Origin of the sequence: Micromonospora qiuiae (genome assembly GCF_016863555.1) — a bacterium.
GTDB lineage: Bacteria > Actinomycetota > Actinomycetes > Mycobacteriales > Micromonosporaceae > Micromonospora > Micromonospora qiuiae.
The window spans coordinates 38,971-57,806 of sequence record NZ_BOPC01000059.1 but is presented as its reverse complement, the minus strand read 5'-3'; the positions used below and the strand labels follow the sequence as shown (position 1 = coordinate 57,806).

General features: G+C 67.6%; 16 protein-coding genes and 2 pseudogenes. 7 read left to right on the top strand and 11 right to left on the bottom strand.

Features of this window, described 5'->3' with window-relative positions; translation table 11 throughout:
• Positions 1-1,189: pseudogene (locus Vqi01_RS31800) on the bottom strand (ISL3 family transposase); the annotation flags it as partial.
• Here Vqi01_RS31800 and Vqi01_RS31650 point away from each other — a divergent pair.
• The 3 genes from Vqi01_RS31650 (at position 1,095) to Vqi01_RS20750 (ending at position 4,041) form a co-directional block, all read left to right on the top strand.
• Entirely contained in the window at positions 1,095-1,664 is a 570-nt protein-coding gene (locus Vqi01_RS31650) for a DUF4357 domain-containing protein (protein WP_372444390.1), read from the top strand. The pseudogene Vqi01_RS31800 and the gene Vqi01_RS31650 overlap by 95 nt on opposite strands.
• A gap of 374 nt (positions 1,665-2,038) precedes the next feature.
• On the top strand, positions 2,039-3,430 hold the full coding sequence (locus tag Vqi01_RS20755; RefSeq protein WP_204036484.1) for an N-6 DNA methylase: 1,392 nt from the start codon (positions 2,039-2,041) through the stop codon (positions 3,428-3,430).
• Entirely contained in the window at positions 3,427-4,041 is a 615-nt protein-coding gene (locus tag Vqi01_RS20750) for a restriction endonuclease subunit S (RefSeq protein WP_204036483.1), read from the top strand. Before Vqi01_RS20755 ends, Vqi01_RS20750 begins: the two co-directional genes overlap by 4 nt.
• A gap of 365 nt (positions 4,042-4,406) precedes the next feature.
• Here Vqi01_RS20750 and Vqi01_RS20745 read toward each other — a convergent pair.
• The 4 genes and pseudogenes from Vqi01_RS20745 to Vqi01_RS20730 all read right to left on the bottom strand — a co-directional run bounded on the left by Vqi01_RS20745 (position 4,407) and on the right by Vqi01_RS20730 (position 8,767).
• Positions 4,407-5,090, bottom strand: a pseudogene (locus tag Vqi01_RS20745) (IS6 family transposase).
• Between the two features lie 138 nt (positions 5,091-5,228).
• The gene (locus Vqi01_RS20740) at positions 5,229-6,719 is read right to left on the bottom strand and encodes a sensor histidine kinase (RefSeq protein ID WP_443673856.1); all 1,491 of its coding nucleotides are present in this window, start codon (positions 6,717-6,719) and stop codon (positions 5,229-5,231) included.
• A 2-nt stretch (positions 6,720-6,721) separates the two neighbouring features.
• Positions 6,722-7,426 (bottom strand): response regulator transcription factor, encoded by a 705-nt coding sequence (locus Vqi01_RS20735; protein WP_204036481.1) that lies wholly within the window; start codon positions 7,424-7,426, stop codon positions 6,722-6,724.
• Positions 7,427-7,456: 30 nt separating this feature from the next.
• On the bottom strand, positions 7,457-8,767 hold the full coding sequence (locus tag Vqi01_RS20730) for an efflux RND transporter periplasmic adaptor subunit (protein WP_204036480.1): 1,311 nt from the start codon (positions 8,765-8,767) through the stop codon (positions 7,457-7,459).
• Positions 8,768-8,943: 176 nt separating this feature from the next.
• On the opposite strand from Vqi01_RS20730, the gene Vqi01_RS20725 reads away from it, so the two are divergent.
• Complete coding sequence (locus Vqi01_RS20725; RefSeq protein WP_239098541.1) at positions 8,944-9,531, top strand: hypothetical protein; 588 nt, start codon at positions 8,944-8,946, stop codon at positions 9,529-9,531.
• 236 nt (positions 9,532-9,767) lie between these two features.
• On the opposite strand, the gene Vqi01_RS20720 is transcribed toward Vqi01_RS20725, so the two are convergent.
• The 3 genes from Vqi01_RS20720 to Vqi01_RS20710 form a co-directional block, all read right to left on the bottom strand.
• Entirely contained in the window at positions 9,768-11,399 is a 1,632-nt protein-coding gene (locus tag Vqi01_RS20720) for a CotH kinase family protein (protein ID WP_239098540.1), read from the bottom strand.
• A gap of 71 nt (positions 11,400-11,470) precedes the next feature.
• Positions 11,471-12,148 (bottom strand): DUF4956 domain-containing protein, encoded by a 678-nt coding sequence (locus Vqi01_RS20715; RefSeq protein ID WP_204036478.1) that lies wholly within the window; start codon positions 12,146-12,148, stop codon positions 11,471-11,473.
• Positions 12,149-12,151: 3 nt separating this feature from the next.
• The gene (locus tag Vqi01_RS20710) at positions 12,152-13,087 is read right to left on the bottom strand and encodes a polyphosphate polymerase domain-containing protein (RefSeq protein ID WP_204036477.1); all 936 of its coding nucleotides are present in this window, start codon (positions 13,085-13,087) and stop codon (positions 12,152-12,154) included.
• A gap of 386 nt (positions 13,088-13,473) precedes the next feature.
• Here Vqi01_RS20710 and Vqi01_RS20705 point away from each other — a divergent pair, with 386 nt between their 5' ends.
• Together Vqi01_RS20705 and Vqi01_RS20700 are read left to right on the top strand one after the other, a co-directional pair.
• Positions 13,474-14,148: an IS110 family transposase gene (locus tag Vqi01_RS20705; RefSeq protein ID WP_239098538.1), complete on the top strand. Its 675-nt coding sequence runs from the start codon at positions 13,474-13,476 to the stop codon at positions 14,146-14,148.
• Positions 14,148-14,639 carry a transposase gene (locus Vqi01_RS20700; protein ID WP_239098544.1) on the top strand — a complete coding sequence of 164 codons (492 nt, stop codon included), beginning with the start codon at positions 14,148-14,150 and terminating at the stop codon, positions 14,637-14,639. The genes Vqi01_RS20705 and Vqi01_RS20700 overlap by 1 nt, the downstream gene beginning before the upstream one ends.
• A gap of 160 nt (positions 14,640-14,799) precedes the next feature.
• On the opposite strand, the gene Vqi01_RS20695 is transcribed toward Vqi01_RS20700, so the two are convergent.
• A complete protein-coding gene (locus tag Vqi01_RS20695) occupies positions 14,800-15,696 on the bottom strand; it encodes a hypothetical protein (protein ID WP_204036475.1) in 897 nt (298 codons plus the stop codon).
• A 232-nt stretch (positions 15,697-15,928) separates the two neighbouring features.
• On the opposite strand from Vqi01_RS20695, the gene Vqi01_RS20690 reads away from it, so the two are divergent.
• Complete coding sequence (locus tag Vqi01_RS20690) at positions 15,929-16,153, top strand: hypothetical protein (RefSeq protein ID WP_204036474.1); 225 nt, start codon at positions 15,929-15,931, stop codon at positions 16,151-16,153.
• Between the two features lie 137 nt (positions 16,154-16,290).
• Here Vqi01_RS20690 and Vqi01_RS20685 read toward each other — a convergent pair whose 3' ends face one another.
• Together Vqi01_RS20685 and Vqi01_RS20680 are read right to left on the bottom strand one after the other, a co-directional pair.
• Positions 16,291-17,676: an extracellular catalytic domain type 1 short-chain-length polyhydroxyalkanoate depolymerase gene (locus Vqi01_RS20685; RefSeq protein WP_204036473.1), complete on the bottom strand. Its 1,386-nt coding sequence runs from the start codon at positions 17,674-17,676 to the stop codon at positions 16,291-16,293.
• Positions 17,677-17,742: 66 nt separating this feature from the next.
• On the bottom strand, positions 17,743-18,087 hold the full coding sequence (locus Vqi01_RS20680; protein ID WP_204036492.1) for a poly(ethylene terephthalate) hydrolase family protein: 345 nt from the start codon (positions 18,085-18,087) through the stop codon (positions 17,743-17,745).
• Between the last annotated feature and the right edge of the window lie 749 nt (positions 18,088-18,836).

The window sequence follows — 18,836 nt, the reverse complement described above, 5'->3', positions numbered from 1 at the left end:
AAGCGGGGTTGAGGTGTTCGCGGTGGCGGCGGGTTGTGGCGGTGCGGGTGCGGAGGCGTTGATTTTGGGGTTGCGGAATCCGTAGGCGTTGCGGGCGATGGTTTTGATGACGCGGTTGGTGCCTTCTGAGCCGGCGTTGGTTATGCCGGTATGCAGGAACGCGTGGATTTCTGGCCACCAGGTCTCGATCGTGGTGGCGAGGCGGTGTAGTTCGAGCAGGTCAGTGGTGGCGCAGCGGTGTAGAAGCGGTGCAGCAGTCGGGCGACGGTCTGCCGGTGGGGGTGGGTGCGGGCGAGCGCGACGAGGTCGAGCAGGTCTTCTTTGGCGTTCCAGGCGGTCAGGATCGGTGTGTCGATCTTGGCGGGCAGGTTGCTGAGGGTGTCGGTCAGCCGGTCGACGTGTTCGGCGCGCATACGGACTGCTGATCTGGTCAGCCGGTTGCGTTGTTGCCATTCCGGCCGCGTCGGCCGCGGTGAGTCATCGTCATGCGGCGGCGGACTTCGCTGACGGCCCGGTCGGCCAGTTGCACGACGTGGAAGTGGTTCACGACCAGCAGCGCGTGCGGCAGCGCCTCGCGGACGGCGGCCTTGAACACGGTGCACATGTCGATCGCAACGGCCCCGATCTGTTCGCGCCAGGCCACGGGGCGTTGGGTGAGCCAGTCGGTCACCGCTCTGCTGGTCCGGCCCTCGACTTGGGCGAGTAGCCCTTGCCCGCCGACCAGATCCACGAAGCCGACGTGCCAGCGGTCGACGGTGGTGGTCCACGACTGCGTGACCTCGTCGATGCTCCAGCACGGTTTGCCGCGGCGGACCTCGTCGATGCCCAGCACGGTCACCGGCTCCGGTTCGGCCGGCAACACCGTGCTGGCGTGAGCGGTGAACGCCGCTGCCACGACCGGCCAGGACACGCCCAGGTCACGGGCGGTCTGCACGATCGTGCAGTTGCCGTCGGCGACGGCCGCGCCGGCGGCCTGCCGCAGGCGGACGGTGATCCGGGCTCGGGCCGGGACCTGTGGCACCTGTTCGGTGAATGTCGCTCTTGGGCATCCGGGCTGGTCGCAGTGCCAGCGGCGTTTGCGCCACCGCAACCGGATGGTGCGCCCGGCCACCGGCAGATCACGCGGGCGGGTGAGTACCCAGCCCTTGACCCGGACGGCCCGGATCCCGCACTGCGGGCAGCATCGCGCATGCCTCATCACACCCCGACTTACGAAACACGCCTCAGCCGGCTGGCGCGTAGACTATGCTGAGTACCGAGAAGAACCAAGGACTCAGAGGATCTGGCTTAGGTTGATGGAACTGACGGTGGAGGTCTCCCGCGAGTTGGCCGCGAGCCTTGCAGCGGGAGAGGAACTGGTGATACGGCTGAGGATCGGCCAGCCGGATCCGCCGGCGACCCCGCCGGTTGGCCCGCCTCGCGGTCCTTTGGCGCCCCTGCTGATCAGCGGGGCGCTTAATCCGGGGGATCGGCTGTTCTGGCATCGGCCACGCCGGCGGCAACGGTTCACGGCGACGGTGCTGGCGTCGGGTGAGTTGGAGGTGGACGGTCGCCGGTACCAATCCCCGTCGGATGCTGCGACAGCATGTGCTGGCGCTTCAGCGAACGGCTGGACTGCCTGGCGGCGCGAGAGCGACGGCGCTGTCCTGAACACCTTCCGCTGAGCCTGCATCTGAACGCGTATGACCCTGCGCGTTGACGCGCAGGGTCATACGCGCATACGCTCGTGAGGTCGGGGAGGGAGGCGCTTGACATGATGAGGTCCGCGGTCGGCTGCCACGCCGCCCATGGGTCGTCACGCTCGCGTCGTTTGTGTATCGGCGGACATGCGCCGTCATGAAGGCGTCCGTTGATGCACTGATCCGTATCGCGGTGCCGGCGGGCACGGCGTTGATGCAGGCGCCGTGGTGGACGGTCGTCGGTGTCTTCGTACTTGTCCTCACCCATCGGATTCTGCCGTGGGAGTCGAAGGACCTACTGACGCTGTGGCTTCGGATCATCCCCGACCGGCGCGATAAGACGGACAAGGACAGAAGCCATGAGCGACGTAATGGGCGGGGGCGTAGGCGTGACCAGCGGAGATGACGCATGGCGGCGCGTCACCGATATGCTATGGCGCGGCTACGATCGGTACCGGGGAATGCTCGATGTCATCGAGTTCGGTGACGTCCTGCTCCTTCTAGTATATCTGCGCAGCCGACCGGCATGGGATTCGCTGAGTGATGGCGGCCTGGACCTTGAGCGCGCGATCCTTGCCGACCTTGCCGCGGGTCAGGAGGACCCGGCGATCCTCCGCCCCCTGCTGGACTCCGTGCGCAAGGCTCGCGAGGCGTCGCTGGCGCCGCTCAACGAACTCGTCACTCGGCTTAGCCTCGATGCCGAACTCCCGTTGACACGAGTCTTCGGCGCGTTACTCGCCGGCATCAATCTGACCGCTGGGCGCAAAGGAGGGGAGTTTCACACGCCCGAGGCCATCACGGAACTGGCCGCCGTGTTGCTCGATCCAAAACCGGGCGACCGGCTACTCGATCCGTGCTGCAAGGCCGGCGAGTTTCCTGCCGCGATCTTGGATCGGCTGACTCAATCGGGCGACGTCAACGGCCGGCTGACGATCGCGATCGCCGACTACACGGCGCGGTCGGCGGCGCTGGCCTACTTGAACCTGCGTCTGAGGGGAGTGACCCCCCGCGTCCTTCCGAGCCCAGTCAAGACGCTACCGGCCGGGGCGCCCGATCACCGATTTGACGTGGTGACCGCGAACCCTCCGTTCAACCTTACGAACTGGAGCAACACTGATCGTGTCGCCGGTCGGTGGCGATACGACGTGCCTCCGGCGCACAACGCTAATTACGCATGGCTTCAGTACGTCGTCGCCTCCCTGGATCAAGGTGGCCGGGCGGCCGTGGTGATGACGCACGGCGCCGGCCAATCGGAAAATCGGCAGGAGCAGAGCATCCGAGCCTCCATGATCGAGGACGGAGTCGTGTCGGCCATCATCGCGCTGCCGGCGCAGTTGTTTACCGCCACCGACATTCCAGTCACGCTGTGGCTGCTGCGGCTGCCCTCCGGCGAACGCACGGATGAGGTGCTATTCGTGGACGCGACCGACCTTGGCGGCGTGCGACACCGAGGTCGACGAACCCTTTCCGGCCCAGACATCCACCGGATCGAAGACGCGTACCGTCAATGGCGCGAACACGGTCGCCATGCGGAGCCAGGCTTTGCAGCCGCAGTTTCCCTCGAGAAGATCCGCGCGAGCCGGTATCGGCTGAACCCGCGCGCGTACGTTGCTTCGTCTGACGTGACACCTGACTCACGCACCCAAGCCCGGCAGGTCGGCGAACTTACGCAACGACTGCATCAGCTCGCCGAACAAGCCGCCAGCGTTGACCGCACCGTCGACGCCTACTTAGAGGAGCTGTCGCTGTGAACACGCTGATTGGTCCCCTACCGGACGGCTGGCAGGAGGTGCCGCTGGAGAGCGTTTGCAGCGTCATGGCCGGCCCATCGAGCAGCATGATTCGGCCAGTCGAGACTGGTGGCGTGCCGATTGACGTCGTCGCGCCGAAGCACCTGCAGTACGGGCGCATCGCGGGCAGTAGCACGATTTCGGTAACGGCCGACGCGGCCGCTCGATTGGACCGGTACCGCCTCGTTGCCGGTGACCTGATCTCTGTGCGAACCGGTGATCTGGGAAAGCAAGCCCTGGCCACCCTAGACCAGGTCGGTTGGATCACGGGTACCGCCTGCTTCCGGCTCCGCCCCATCCCGACCGTCGACCCTCGGTACCTGCAGTATTACTTGGGGCATCCGGCAGTGCGCGACTGGATCTCTCGACATGCCTCCACGGCCACCGTTCCGACGCTGACCGTCAGCACCCTGCGGACCCTGCCCGTACTCATCCCGCCGCTCGCCACTCAAGTGACCATCGGCGACATTATGGTGGCGCTGGACGACAAGGCGGCGATTCACCGGGAAATCGTCGATGTCACCGAGCAGCTACGCGACGCGCTGCTACCCCTGCTCCTGACAAACCCGTGAGCACATCATCCTCGTGATTCACCATTCACGACACGCGCGGACTCGGAACGACTGCCAACGACGCAACACCCCGCTACTGACAGTGGCAGCCTACACCACGGGCGGCAGCGCCCGATGCGGGATCGATTTGTGCTCGGCAGTTCAGTACGGGTCGACCCCGGGTGGTACGGACCCGGCATCGGCGAACCGCGACGGCGCTACAGGGCAACAAAAACGGCACCGGACGGTGCCGAATGAGGACACCTTCCATCGCTAACGCCTATAGCGCCCGATTGGGAGATGATCATGGGTAGGCAGGCTGGTGCCGTCCCGGAGGGCGCCGTTGCGTTGTGGGATCGGAAGACGCGCCCGTGTCGGGTCTGCGGTCAGATCGCTTGGGCGAGTTCGGTGAACGCGGCGGCGATCCGCAGAGCGGGCGGGGCGTCGGCGGCGAGTTCGTAGTGGCCGCGGCGTAGGTTTTGCATGAAGGCGTGTCCGGCGATGCTGACCTGTGCTGTGTGGTCCGTTCGCAGCCCGCGCATCGGTCTCAACCGGTGTTTCAGTCGGCTGTGATCAGCCTCGAACGGATTGTTGGCGTACTGCTCGACGTGGTGCCACGCGGACGGGATCAGCTCGTCGAGCACACCGGGGTAGACCGCGGCAGCGTCGGTGACCACCTCGCTGGGTGTCACCTTCAACACCGACAGCGCCCGGCGGAAGAACCGCCGAGCCGCGTCGGCGGTCACGGTGGGCCGAGACCAGCACGTCGATGACCTGGCCGTACTGGTTGACCGCCCGGTACACGTACCGCCAGACTCCGTTGACGTAGGACTCGTTGACGTGCCACCTGTCGCCTGGTGAATGGCGGCAGAACTGGGCCGCGTCGGCCAGCAGCGGCGTGAACCGCTGCACCTACCGGAACAGGTGACGTGATCGACCTCCACGCCACGCTCGACCAGCAACTCCTCAACGTCCCGATAGGACAGGTTGAACCGCAGATACCAGCGCACCGCGACGACGATGACCTCGGGCGGGAACCGGAACCCGGCGAACGCCGATCTCGGAGGCAGCCATGAATCAGGTCGGGTCGATGACCTCACTGCTCAAGCATGCCTCGATCTTGCCAACGCCCAACGCCCAACGCCCAACGCAACGGCGCCGGCGCATGCGCGACAGCTTGCAGGGGGCGGCTCGGAGCAAGCCCCGCGCTAGCTCAAAGCTGACTGGGAACCGGTGGGCAGCAGCACCCGGAACGCGGCCCCTTGGCCGGGGCTCGTCTCCAGTTCGACCCGGCCGCCGTGACCGTGCACGATCGCCGCGACGATCGACAGGCCGAGCCCGGAGCCGCCGTTGCTGCGGGCGCGGCTCGGATCGGCCCGGTAGAGCCGCTCGAAGACCCGGCCGGCGTGTTCCGGTGGCAGGCCGGGACCGTTGTCGGCGACCTCGAACACGGCAAGCGGCGTACGCGGTGGCGGCTCCTCGCCGACCGTCGCGGCCGTGTGACGGCGGGGCCGGTAGGTGGCGAGCCGGCCGACCCGTACGGTGATGTCGGTCTGCGGCGGCGTGTGCTGCAGCGCGTTCGCGACCAGGTTCGTGGCGACCTGGCGCAGCCCGTGCTCGTCGCCGAGGACCGTCACCGGGTCGAAGGCGCACTGGTCGCCGCCGAAGCTGGCCAGCCGGACCGGGCGGTCGGGACGGCGGGCGTGCGCGTCGCGGATCGTGTCGGCGGCGATCGCGAGCAGGTCGACCGGCCGCCGCTGCGGCTCCCGCTGGCGGTCCAGCCGGGCCAGCAGCAGCATGTCCTCGACCAGCAGCCCCATTCGGGCGGCTTCGCCCTCGATGCGGGACATCGTCTCGTCGAGCAGCCGTCCGGGCGGCGCTCCGCCGCGCCGGTACAGCTCGGCGAAGCCGCGGATCGAGGTGAGCGGGGTACGCAGCTCGTGCGACGCGTCGGCGACGAACTGCCGGAGTCGCTGCTCGGACGCGGTCCGCGCGGCGACCTCCGACTCGATCCGGTCGAGCATCGAGTTCAGCGCGATACCCAGCCGGCCCGACTCGGTGTGCGGGTCGGCGTCGTCGACGCGGTGGGTCAGGTCGCCGGCGGTGATCGCCGCGGAGGTGCTCTCCATCCGGATCAGTGGGCGCAGGCCGATCCGGACCACCGCGGCGGCGACCAGCGCGAGCAGGAACAGCACGACGAGCATTACGACCAGGTCGATGGCGAGCAGCAGGTCCGCGGTCGCCTCTACCTGGCGAAGCGAGATCGCCGGTACGGCCACTCCGCCGTCGGGTTGGGTGACCACCGCCACCCGCCAGTGGTCCTCGCCGTCGACGGACTTCACGGTGAACGGCCCGTCGTCCGCCTTCTCCCGCAGCGCGGCGAGCGCCCCCACGTCGGGTGGTGAGATCTCGTCGGGTGACGGGGACGGCAACCGGCGGCCGTCGGAGTCGAAGACCAGGATGGTGCGGTACATGTCGAAGCGGCCCCGGGGGAACGGGCTGTCGCCGGCCTGGTCGGGCGGAAACGGGCGGGCCGCGACGTGCCGCATCCCGGCGAGCTCGTTGTCGATCTGGTCGGTGAGGTACTGACGCAGCAGCACGATGCCGGCCGCGTTCGACACGACCAGAGCGACCGCGCTGAGCGCGGCGACGGCGACGACGAGGCGGGACCGCAGCGTCCACTGCCGCCACCTGGGCATTCTCATTCGTCCGGGGGCCGGCGCAGCGCGTAACCCACACCACGGACCGTGTGGATCAGGGGCGGCTCCCAGCGGTCGATCTTCTTGCGGAGGTAGTAGACGTACGACTCGACGATCCGGCCGTCGCCGCCGAAGTCGTAGTTCCAGACCCGGTCCAGGATCTGCGCCTTGCTCACCACCCGGCCCGCGTTCACCAGCAGGTAGCGCAGCAGGTTGAACTCGGTCGGCGACAGGTCGATCAGCCGGCCACCGCGACGCACCTCGTGCGCGTCCTCGTCGAGCTCGACGTCGGCGTACCGCAGCACGCCGGTGTCGCCGTCCGGCTCGATGCGGCTGCGACGCAGGATCGCCCGGATGCGCAGCACCACCTCCTCGAGGCTGAACGGCTTGGTGACATAGTCGTCGGCGCCGACGGTCAGGCCGGAGATGCGGTCCTCGACCGCGTCGCGGGCGGTCAGGAAGAGCACCGGAACGTGGGGGCCCGGCCCGGCCCGCAGCCGCTGCGCGACCTGGAACCCGTCGAGGTCGGGCAGCATCACGTCCAGCACCACCAGGTCCGGCTCGAACTCGACCGCCGCCGCCAACGCCTCGTGCCCACCACCGGCGACCCGTACGTCGAACTCGATGAGCCGCAGCGTCGCCGACAGCAGGGCACAGATATTGGGCTCGTCGTCGACGACGAGCACCCGGGTCAACCGTCCAGCCACGTCATCCCTTCTATCGGAGCTACCTCAGAATTAGCTGGGACTTCCCTCGACGCCGGCTGTGACCACCTCGTCGCCCTCGACCAGCCCAGTCTTGATCTCCGTGTACCGGTCGCCGCGCAGCCCGACCTCGACGGCCCGGACCTGATCGCCGGCGCCGGTCCTGACCAAGACGGTCCCGTCGCCGCGCACCGCCGTCGACGGGACCCGCAGCACCCCGGCGACCTCACCGGTACGCACCCGCACGTTCGTGCTCTGGCCCACTAGAAGCTCCGCCGGAACCGTCTCGAAGGCGACGACGACGCCGTAGCGCACCAGGTCGCCGTCGGCGGCGCCGACCGGGTCGACCCGTACGACCCGAGCGGCGAACTCCTCGTCCGGCCGGTTCGCGAGCGTGACGGTCGCGCCCTGGCCAAGCTTCAGACGGCCCGCGTATGCCTCCGGGACATCGGCGCTCACCTGCATGCCCGCCACGTCGGCCAGTGTGACGAACGTGCCGCCGGTACCGACGTCGGCACCCACCGCGCCGGCCACCGTGAGCACCTTCCCGCCGACCGGCGCCTTGATCTTCGTACCGGCCAGCCGGTCCTCCGCCTCGGCGAGCGCGACCTCGGCACTCGTCACCCGCTGCTGCGCGGCGAGTACCGGATCCCCGACCCGCTGACCGGAACACTCGGCACCCCGGCCGCCACCCGGCACCTGACCGCCCGGCACCTGACCGCCCGGTACCTGACCACTGCCGGGTGCCTGACCGCCACCGGAGCGGGGCGGCTGGCTCGCCGACGGCTGGCCGGCGGGCGGCCGAGTCGACCGGGTCGGCGACGGCGACGGCTGGCTGCTCGGTGATGCCGACGGCGTGACCGACGGCGGCGCGCCGCGACCGACGACCATGCCGACCTCGACGGCCTGCCCGGTCCGGGGTGCGGAGACGGGGCAGGCACCGGCCCCGCCGTCGGCCGCCTCCTCCGCGTCCTGCAGGGCCTCCTCCGCGTCGTCGAGCGACTTCTGCGTGTCGGCGACCCGCTCCTCCGCGTCGGTGGCGTCGATCTCGGCGAGTACCTGACCAGTCTTCACCTGATCTCCGGGGCGTACGTTGTCCGCCGTCACCGTGCCGTCGGCGGCGAAGCCGAGCGTGCGGGTCTGTGCCGGCTCGAGGGTTCCGGTCGTCGCGACAGCCGTGACCACCTCACCCCGGTCGACCCGTACGGTGTCGCTCCCGTCCGTCGGGGCCGGCTCTGCCCTGTGCAGCGTCCACGCCACCGCAGTGCCGATCACGACCAGCGCGGCGACGCCGCACACGGCGAGCCGGCCGCGGCCACGCCATCTTCTCCGGAACAAGCCCATGAGCGGCGAGTATCGGTGCCTCACCTCGCAGGTGGCTGAGCCGTACCTCGGAGTTCCCTCAGAGTCGATTCGAAGGGTTCTTTGAGCTTGGCCTGACCTGGCCCGGAGGTAGTGGCGGTTGCATTGGCCAGCGTGCCGCGTTCCCGATCCGGCGGCATGACGAGGATGGAGGACCTGTGTCTCTGCGCACGCGACAGTCTCCCCGCTCGCGATGGACCCTTGGGCTGGCCGCCGGGTCGGCGGCGCTGCTCCTGGCGGCCGGCTGCGGCTCGGACCGCGACGGCGGATCCAGCGACCCCGGCCAGGACCCCACAGGCGCGCCGGACGGAGCCTCGGCATACCTCGACTGCCTCCGCGACCAGGGCATCGACATCTCGAACACCTTCCCCTCCAGCCGGCCGACCGCGTTCCCCTCGGGCCGGTCCAGCGGCTTCCCATCCGGGCGTCCCACCGCGTTCCCGTCCGGTGGGCCGGGCGGCGGCCGGATGGGTGGCTTCCGCCCGGAGGGAGTCGACGACGCGACCTGGCAGAAGGCTCAGGAAGCCTGCGCATCGGTGCGGTCCAGCGGCGGCCCGGCAGGCAACGGCCCCGGCGGGCAAGGCGGCCCGGGCGGCGGCAACCGCGACGCCAGCGCGGCGTACCGCAACTGCCTCGCCGACCGGGGTGTCGACCTGCGGGCCAACCCGGCTACCACGGACCCGAAGGTCGCCGAGGCCATGCAGGCGTGTGAGGTGCTCCGCCCGACCGCAACCGCCGAGCCGTAGGCCCAGGTTCGGTCCGATCGGCAGGAGCGCGCAAATCCGCAGCTCGCGTGCTGCGCCCCGCATCGTCACCCGTGGCTACGGGCCCATCGACTCCGCTATCCCGCCGTTAGCGACATCGGTCGGGTGGATCCGGGACCGGCACCGCTCCGTAGCTGCACGCCGCTCGCGGCCGGTGGTGTGCCTCCAACGCACACCACCGGCCGCAGGGTTCTGCATCCCGTCGCCCGGTTAACACCTCACCCGCTGGTGATGACGCTGTCGGTGGCGAGATGCGACGTCCGTTGCCGGAGGAGCGTCTTCAGTTGCTCGACGTCCGCCGTCGTCTTCTGCTCGTCGTAGCCGTCGACGGTGGACAGCACCTTGGTGATGCTCTCGACGGCGTTCAACGCCGTCCCGTCCGCGTAGATCTTCTGGTAGAGGTCGCGGTAGGCGTCCTCGTACACCGGCTTGAAAGCGGCGCTGGCAAGGAAACGTTCCTTGAGCTTGTTGCCGCCCAGACCGCCCGGCCGACCCCGCCCGCCGGCGGCGTCGCCGTCCGGGCGCGGCATACCCTCCGGTAGCTGCATGCCCTCCGGCAGCTGCATGCCCTCCGGCAGCTGCATGCCTTCCGGTGGCTGGAAGCCTCTGGGTGGAGCGGCTCCGGCCTGCGGGAAGCGGCCGCCCATCCGAACGGTGTCGTGCGGGCCCTGAGTGGCCTCCCCACTGAGGGTGAGGTTGTAGTCCCAGCCGACGACCGTGAACTTCTTCGCGCCGAGGTCGTACCAGAGGTAGTAGTTGCGGCCGGGCCCAGCCATGTCGTCGAAGTTGAGCAGCAGATTCTGCACGGCCAGATAGCGGGCGAGCGCCGGCACGTCGACATGATCGCCGAGGTGGGCGGCGAAGTCGGCGTCGCTGCTGGTGTTGACCCACCTGATCAGGTTGATGACGGGTTGGAGGTCCTGGCTGCCCTTCATCGTGATCTGTTTGAAGTCGTCGGCGTAACTGGTCGGATCGTCACCCTGGTCGGTGAACTGCCCGGTGGCCAGACTCTTGTACAGCACACCGTCACCGCCCAGCGTGTCGGCGAACCCCTCGTCCGGGTGCTCGACGACGAGCCGGGCCGTGGTCGGCCGGTCGTTGACGGTGAAGCTCGAGTACGCGTACCGCTGAGCGGTCTCACCGGCAGCCGCCAACACGTGCAGCGACACCGCCTCGTTGAGGACCGTGCTGCCGCCACCCATCCCGGCAACCCGCACTGCGACCTCGCGGTGGCCCTGGTAGCGACGACCTTCGACGAACTCGTCGAAGCGGATCAACCACGGCAGGTTCTCCGGCTCCTCGGCCTTGAGCGATGCCTGGCCGAACCCGCCCGGGCCAGCACCGCCCCGTGCCCCGCCCGGCTGGTCGCCGTCCGGCGCACCCTCCGGGAAACCACCGCCGGGAAAGCCACCGCCAGGGCCGTTGCCGCCCGGCTGGGGTTGCTGCCCGGCGCCCGGCGGCTGGTCGCGGCCGAATCCCCGCTGCCGCGCCTCGCCGTTACGGGTCAGTCCGCCGAGGGTGGAGTTGCCCTTCAGCCGGATACCGACGCTGGGGATGCGGGTGCCGTCGATCGTCAGGTCGGCCTCGAGGAAGCTCTTCTCGTCGTCCGCCCAGAAATCGTCGAGTAGCCGCTGATAGTCCTCGTCGCGGAAGGTCAGGGTGATCCGGTGCGCCACGGTGGCGTCGAACAGGTCCGTCGTCCCGACGATGTTCTGGGTGACATGGTCGGCGCTGGTATCGCTGCTGCTGGTCACCAGCGGGGTGACCCGTACGGTGCTGAACACCACCGCGCAGACGACGACGAACACCGCGCACGCGGCCAGCAGCTTCCAGTAGTGCCGTATCCGCACCGGGATCCGGTGCGCCAGCCTCCGCCGTACCGCACCACGCGCAGGCGCCGGTGACGTCTGTAACGGGGTCATCACAGGTCCGTCTGGTCGTAGCCGGTCAGCACGGTGACCCGCTGTCCGCCGGTCCGCTCGCCCAGAGCCGCGATCAGCTCACCGGGTCCGTGGCCCTTCTTCAGCCGGACGGTGTACATCATCTCCGTCAGCGCACCGCCGCGGATCGACTCTATGCTCACCAGCTCGAACTCACTGGTGTGCGCGATCAGCACGTCCTGGATGTGCGCGGTGTGGTCGCCGTCCGGCGGCACCTGCACCTTCACCACCTGCCGCTGAATGCTGGACGCGAACCAGTTGAACCTGTACATCACCAGGATGATGAGGCAGATCGCCACGGCCGCGACGATCGCCAGGGTGTAGAACCTGGTACCTGCGGCCATCCCGACACCCATCACCAGGAAGATGAAACCGACGTCGCGGGTCTCCTTGATGGCGTTGCGGAACCGCACCACGGACAGCGCGCCGACCAAGGCGAACGCGCGGGCGATGTTCGACCCGACCACCAGCATGATCAACGCGATGAGCATGCCGAGGATGACGAGGGTCTGCACATAGGACTGGCTGTAGGAGACGTTGCGGTGGGTGAACCGGTAGACCCAACCGATCATCGCGCTGAGCACGAACGACAGCGACAGCGCGATCGCGATGTCACCGACGCTGAACGTGCCGGACAGATCTTGGACGTCGAATGGCATGGGTCAGGCCTCACTTCGGGCAGCGGCCGGCACCGCGGCGCCAGCGGGGTCGTCATCAGAAACATGGAAAACCGATCGGGGTACGCGGCCGAACGCCTCGACGCTCTGGCAGTACTTCGAGATCCGCACCACCGACATGCTTAGCTCGGCCGCGAGGTCGGTGAGCCAGTACGGCACCCGCTCGTTCGCCTTCAACTCCACCACCGCGAGCCGAGCCGGCACGATGAGCCGGTTCTCGGCGTCGGCGCCGAGATGGAAGTCGCGATCACGGCCACGGACCCGGTGATCGACGGTGACCCGCAGACCGGCCTCGGCACCCCGACCGACAAACGCCTCACGCTGGTACCCGGTCATCGCCACCGGTCGCAGGTCGAGCCGGCAGAGCAGATCCAACACTTCTTCGAGGAAGGCTCGCTGGCCCGGCTCGTGCGCGACCATCACCCGGCGGTCGCACAGCTCACGGGCGAGGTGGTAGGGCAGGGCGATCCGGCGTTTCTGGGTGACTCGGTTGACCCGCTGCTTGATCTCCACAAACACCGTGCTGTCGTCGTCGACCGTCGACCGGTCGCCGTAGTGCCGCACCCGCAACTTGCGACGGAACCGCAAACCCTCAATCTTCTCCCAGTAGAACCGCAGATCACGGGTGTCGTAGTAGACACTCCAGACGCCGTAGCCACCACCGACACCGTGACTGTCGACATCAAGCCGCCTGCCGAGTTCCCTGCGCAACTCGGGCACCGCAGTGCTCGGCATCAGATACTTGATCTCGTAGCGGTTGAAGGCGTGCAACCTGCTCGGCGCCCGCAGCGCATGACCGGCATGATCATCACTACGGCTCGGAGCCGGGCTGCCCGGCGGCGTCGAACGGTCGGAGTCTGACGGCTCACCGCCGCCGGGACGATCCGGCGGCACAGCACGTCGTCGGAACGGTAGTCGCATCCTCATAGCCCATCTGGTTACGGTAGGGACGAAGCGACGTAACCAGGTGAACCTCAAAGCCAGCTTTGAACTACGTCAGAACTAGACGTGAACGCAAGGTGTACGGCGGATTGACGGCTGGCGTACCCTCCAACGCTTGATCAAGTATCCGCTTTTCGGCTACTTGTTTCATTGACCTGTGACCGTGGCCCGGCCAGGCTTCGGTCGAGGCGCCCGGGCCGTCGCTCACTTTTCGGCTGCCCATGCTGGTCGTGTGGCTCTCATTTGGCCTGCGTGGCCCGGGCGTCGCCCCAGGGCGGGGAGAGGCTCAAGAGGGGTTTGCTCGGCTCGAAGTGGCGTTGCCCTCCCGGCTCGACAACCAGGTGGTTCGAGCATCGGAGGATGCGGTGAGTGGCACGTCAGATCGTGTGGTCATCGGGATGGACCCGCACAAGCGTTCGTCGACGATCGAGGTCATGGCCGGCGACGAGACGGTCGTCGGGGGCGGCCGGTTCGACACCGACCGCGACGGCTACACGAAGTACGCCGGCCGGTGGCCGGACCGGGTGTGGGCGATCGAGGGCTGTCAGGGCATCGGCCGGCACATCGCCAACCGGCTACTGGCCGACGGCGAGCAGGTCGTCGACGTTCCGCCGAAGCTGTCCGCCCGGGCGCGGGTGTTCGCCACCGGGCAGGGCCGCAAGACCGACGCCACCGACGCACACTCCATCGCGTTGGTCGGCACCCGCATGACCGGGCTGCGCCCGGTGGTCAACGATGAGCAGCTTGCTCTGCTGCGGATTCTGGTCGACCGGCGTCGCTCTCTCGGCGAGGATCACACCCGGATGGTGTCCCAGCTGCACCAACTGCTGCTGGAACTGATTCCGGGCGGGGCGAAGAAGAGCCTGTCCGCCGCCCAGGCCAAAGCACTGCTGGCCACGGTCCGGCCCCGCGACGCGGTCGGCAAGGCCCGACGGCGAGTCGCCGCGGAGCTGATCGGTGACCTCGAACGCATCTACCAGCGCTCCAAGGAGGCCGACAAGGAGTTGAAGGAACTGGTGACTCCACCGGCACCACGTTGATGGACCTGCACGGCATCGGACCCTCCGGCGCTGCCCGGCTGCTGGTCGAGGTCGGTGACATCACCCGGTTCCCGAACCGGGCCCACTTCGCCTCCTGGAACGGCACCGCTCCCATCGACGCGTCCTTCGGCGAGCAGGTTCGCCACCGGCTCTCCCGTGCCGGGAACCGGCAGATCAACCGGGTGCTACACATCATGGCCACCGTCCAGCTGCGCAATCCCACCGATGGCCGCGCCTACTTCGACCGGAAGAAGGCCGCCGGCAAGACCTCGATGGAAGCGATGCGCGCCCTGAAACGACGCCTGTCCGACATCGTCTACCGCTGCATGATCAACGACGCGGTAGCCACGGCGGCGGGTCCGGGAGGATACCGGGGAACGCCTACTGGCTTTAGCGTGACCGACCCGCATCCCCAGGCCGGCTCTTCGGAGAAGTCACTTCCCGGACCCGCCGCCACCCAGGATAGAACTCTCCTACCGATGGTGTTTTGACACAGAGGGGAGCCATGAGCGCACACCGCGTCAGGTCGTGGAGGCGCGTCCGGCTGAGCCGGAGGGGGCTCGCGCGCAAAGACGGGTCCCGAACGCCTGGCTCAGGACCCGTCAAGCTAGGCTGATCTTCAGCCGAGCGGGATAACGCTGGTGAACCACATCACCACACTGGGCATCGGTTCGTGTCAATCACGACACACATCCAAAGCCAACACTCCAGGTCAAACCCGGTCTCGAGGTGTTGGATTCCGGGGCGCCTCGAACCCCAACAGGCTCCGCATTCGCGGCTCAACGGCGCCGGAACTAGCCGAGCAGTGTGCGTGCTCGCTGGCTCGGCTTCAAAGTCACGACCTTGAACGGGCAGTTCCCTGTCGGTCAGCAAGGTGTACGCCTGGATGGCGCGATCGGCGGCATCCAGGGCTTGCTCGGCCGGTGTCATGCCCCTGCCGCGGTTGCGGAAGAGGGCACCGTAGAACGCGGAGCAGAAGACACCGCTCTCGTGCCAGCCGACGACGGCGGAGGTGCCGATGTAGGTCACTTCTCCCTGAAGGCAGTCCCGCACCGCCTTCTGCCATACGCCGGTGCCGGTCTTGCAGCCGTCCGCGATGATGGCGCTCGTCGAGATGCCCTTGCTCTGGTCTGCCGCGACTTCTCCCAGGTGCTCCAACGAGATTTCGACCTTGCCGTCCGTGCTGCTGAACGTCGGCGTGACCGTATGATCGCCGTGCGCCATGACATGTAGGACGTCGCATGATGCGGTGAAGGCGGAGACCACCGTGTCGGGGTCTCGCGACCGGACGAAGTCGATGTCGACGATGGGTTCCTCGCACCCGGCGTTGATGTTCTGCAGTGTCGACTGCACGAAGGTCATCGCCGCGTCGAACGATGAATCCAACCCGAGGTCCAGCAGGCTCACTCTTCTGGGCTTCATTCGACCGTTCTCCCCGTACTCCGACCGCCGGCCGGCGAATGGAATCGACTGTACGTGCGCGTCGTCGTCGTGTCGTTCGGGCAAGCGCCCCTTGGCCTCCTTCCTTCGGCGCAGATCAGTTTCCATCCGGCTCTATGGCCAGGCCGGAGAGGCCGATGCGTGCCTATGCTCTCGGGAATCGGGCGAGGTGGCGGTCGGGGCCAGCCGCGTGGGGCGAGTCGGGGGCGTGCGGGGTCGGCGTCGCGGAGCACGGTGGTGATGTTTCCCAGGGTTGCCAAGATGTGGCGGATCTCGTCCGGGGGCATGGTGTGGCGTCCGGTGAGTCGGCGCAGGGTTGCTTCGGCGGTGACCTGTCGGCGTGGACGTCGGTGATCCAGCGGCTGACGATGGTGGGGTCGGTGCCGCTGTCGAGCGCGGCGCGGTAGCGGTCTTCGTCCTCACGACCGACGTGGGCAGCGAAAACGGGCCGAAGATCTCGGGTGCGGGAGTCTTCCTGACACGGGCGGACGCCGAGGAGGCCCAATCCCTGCTGGCCGCAAAGGTCGCAGCCTGTTGGATCGAGACGCTTCCGGTCGCCATGTAGGTAGCTGAGCCAACCAGGGTCTCTTCGGATCCGCTTCAGGCCGCCGTCAGCGTTCCGCCCGTCAGGTGGCCGCCTTCGAGCGGGCCCGGCGTGGTGTCGGGCCCGCCCGGTTCAGTTTGTCGTGTGGGTCATGATTGTTATGCGAGGCGGGCGAGTCGGAATTGCTGGTTGGTCTGCCCGTGGCAGTCGTAGAGCTGGATTTGGGCGCCGTTGTTGGTGCTCCAGGCGTCGAGGCATCGTCCGGACTGGACGCCGCTGATGGTGCCGTTGGAATTGATGTTCCATTGTTGGTTGGTCTGGTTGTGGCAGCTGTAGATCTGGACTGCGGCGCCGTTGCCGGAGCCTGCGGCGTCGAGGCACATGTTGCCGTAGACCTGTAGTTGTTTGTTGGCGGTGTAGGTCCATGCCTGGTTGGTCTGCTTGTTGCAGTCGTAGAGCTGGACCCGGGTGCCGTTGTTGCGGGAGGCGTTGGGTACGTCGATGCATCGGTTGGATTGAGTGCCGATGATTTCGCTGGTGGAGCCGGGTGGTGAGGTGGGCGGCGGTGTGGTCGGGTTGTTGGTCGGCGTCGGCGTACCGGTCGGCGGCGGAGTGGTAGGTGAGGTCGAGCGGTCCAAGCCGAAAAACTGGATGGCGACCCGCGCCATGCCGCTCGACGGCAGGCTGTGCCCGGCGCCCTGGATGGCGTATGCCTCGACCTGGGTGCCGAAGCGGCGGCGGTTCCAGTTGGGCTGCGGGGTGTCGGTGGACGTCGGGGTCTGGCTCAGCCCGTGCACGTTGGTCCACTGCTCGACCGACTCCTGCAACAGGGAGTAGGGCACGAGGGTGTCGTTGGTGCCGTGCCACAGTTGGATCGGCGGGCGAGGGCCGGTGTAGCCGGGGTACGCCGCCCGAACCAGGTCACCCCACTGCTGGGGAGTCCGGTTCATCGTGCCGTTGGTGCAGGAACCGCCGGGCGGGTAGGCGGCCGCGTTGGCGAAACAGTTGAAGGGCACGCCCATGAAAGATGCACCCGCCTTGAACAGGTCGGGATAGACCGCGAGCATGTGCTGGGTCATCATGCCGCCGGACGAGCTGCCGGTGGCGTAGACCCGGTTGATGTCACCGCCGTGCTGCGTCCGGGCGTAGTTCACCATCGACTCGATGGAGACCGGGTCGCTGCCGCCACCACGGCGCTTGGACGCGTCCGACCAGGTGTCGAAACACTTGCCGAACCCGGCCTCCTGCATGGCACTCGGGTAGATCACGATGAACCCGTACTGGTTCGACAGCGAGGCGAACTCGCTGCCCGAGTAGAAGCCCGGCCCCGATCCGCCGCAGCCGTGCATGGCTACCACTATCGCCGGATTGGCGGGCCGGTTGTCCGGCACGTATATGTGCATCCGCATGCCGCCCGGGTTGTTGCCGAAGTTGGTCACCTCGACCAGCGACGCGGCGGACGCCGGCGGAGACAGGGCGACAAAACCCACGGTGAGGAGCAGGAAGCTGGCCACTCCAGCCAGCGCTGCCCTGGTTCGCCTCATGGCACCTCCATCGAAGGATGTTTATGAAAACATTAGACACGTCGATGACGGCCGTCAAGGAAACACCTAACGTTCCCGTGGGGATCGGTTCCCGTACGACGAGCGCCGCACGCACGCCGGCCGGTGGCTGAGAAACTGCAGCACCGTCCCGCCGCCCGAGGACAACGCCGTGGGCGGCCGGCCATGTGCCATGTTGGGGTGGGCTGTGCCGAAATCGTCGCGGCTGTTGGTCTGGATGCCGAGCACGACGAAGCCGTGCGATGCCAGCCACGGCCCCCTCCAGGCCGGTTCGGCGGAGAGGGGCGCGGTGTGACCCGCCGACGTCGGGGCCGCCCAGTAGGTGAAGGTCGCGAGGGGGCCGCCGGAGGTGGTTGTGGACGCCAGGCTCCAAGGGGTGATGGTGGTGGTCATCTGGCAGGTGGATAAGGGCCTGATGGTCGGGTGCGGCGCCTCTCAGCCTCGATCCACCGACGCGTTCGTCCTGAATCGGTCCCAATGGTTTCGGTATTCGGAGATTTTCGGGGCGCGGCGAGATCGCCGATTACGTGGCGGGCATGGCCCCACAGCGCCCCCCATTTACCCCCCGAAAACCCCGGCTGATGATTGACAATCAGTGACAAGGCAAGACTAGTGATCGACACTGTCTCTGCAGGTCAATGCCCATTTGTGGCAAGCGGCGACAAGTCTGGGATGGCTACGTTCCGTAACAAGGGGTCGTCGGTTCAAATCCGGCCGTCCCGACAGCGAGAGGGTTTCCGCAGGTCAGAAGCTCGCGGATACCCTCAATGTATCGTTTTAGCTCGATGTGGTGTCGTGTGGGGCGCTGCTGGAACCCTTAACTCGGGTGGTTTAGCGAGCCGGTCTTGGTTGCCTCCATTGAAAATCGCCTGGTGGGCGTACTGCATCGGCGGAGTTGTGATCGTCGTTGGACCTCTTAACGACGGACTATTTTCGGGCAAAACGAATGCGGTCCGTCCCGGTTACGGATGAGGTGCTTGGCGCGGCAACCGGCATCCTCGAGGTCCATCACGAAGGTTTCGGTTGTTCTGCATTACTCGTAGGGTGGTCGCGTAGCGGCAGCATCCCGGATCCGAATCCGAGGGCTGAGGTGCTCGACGCCGTCAGCGCGTATACCCGTGCTCCGGTCAGCGTGATCGTCT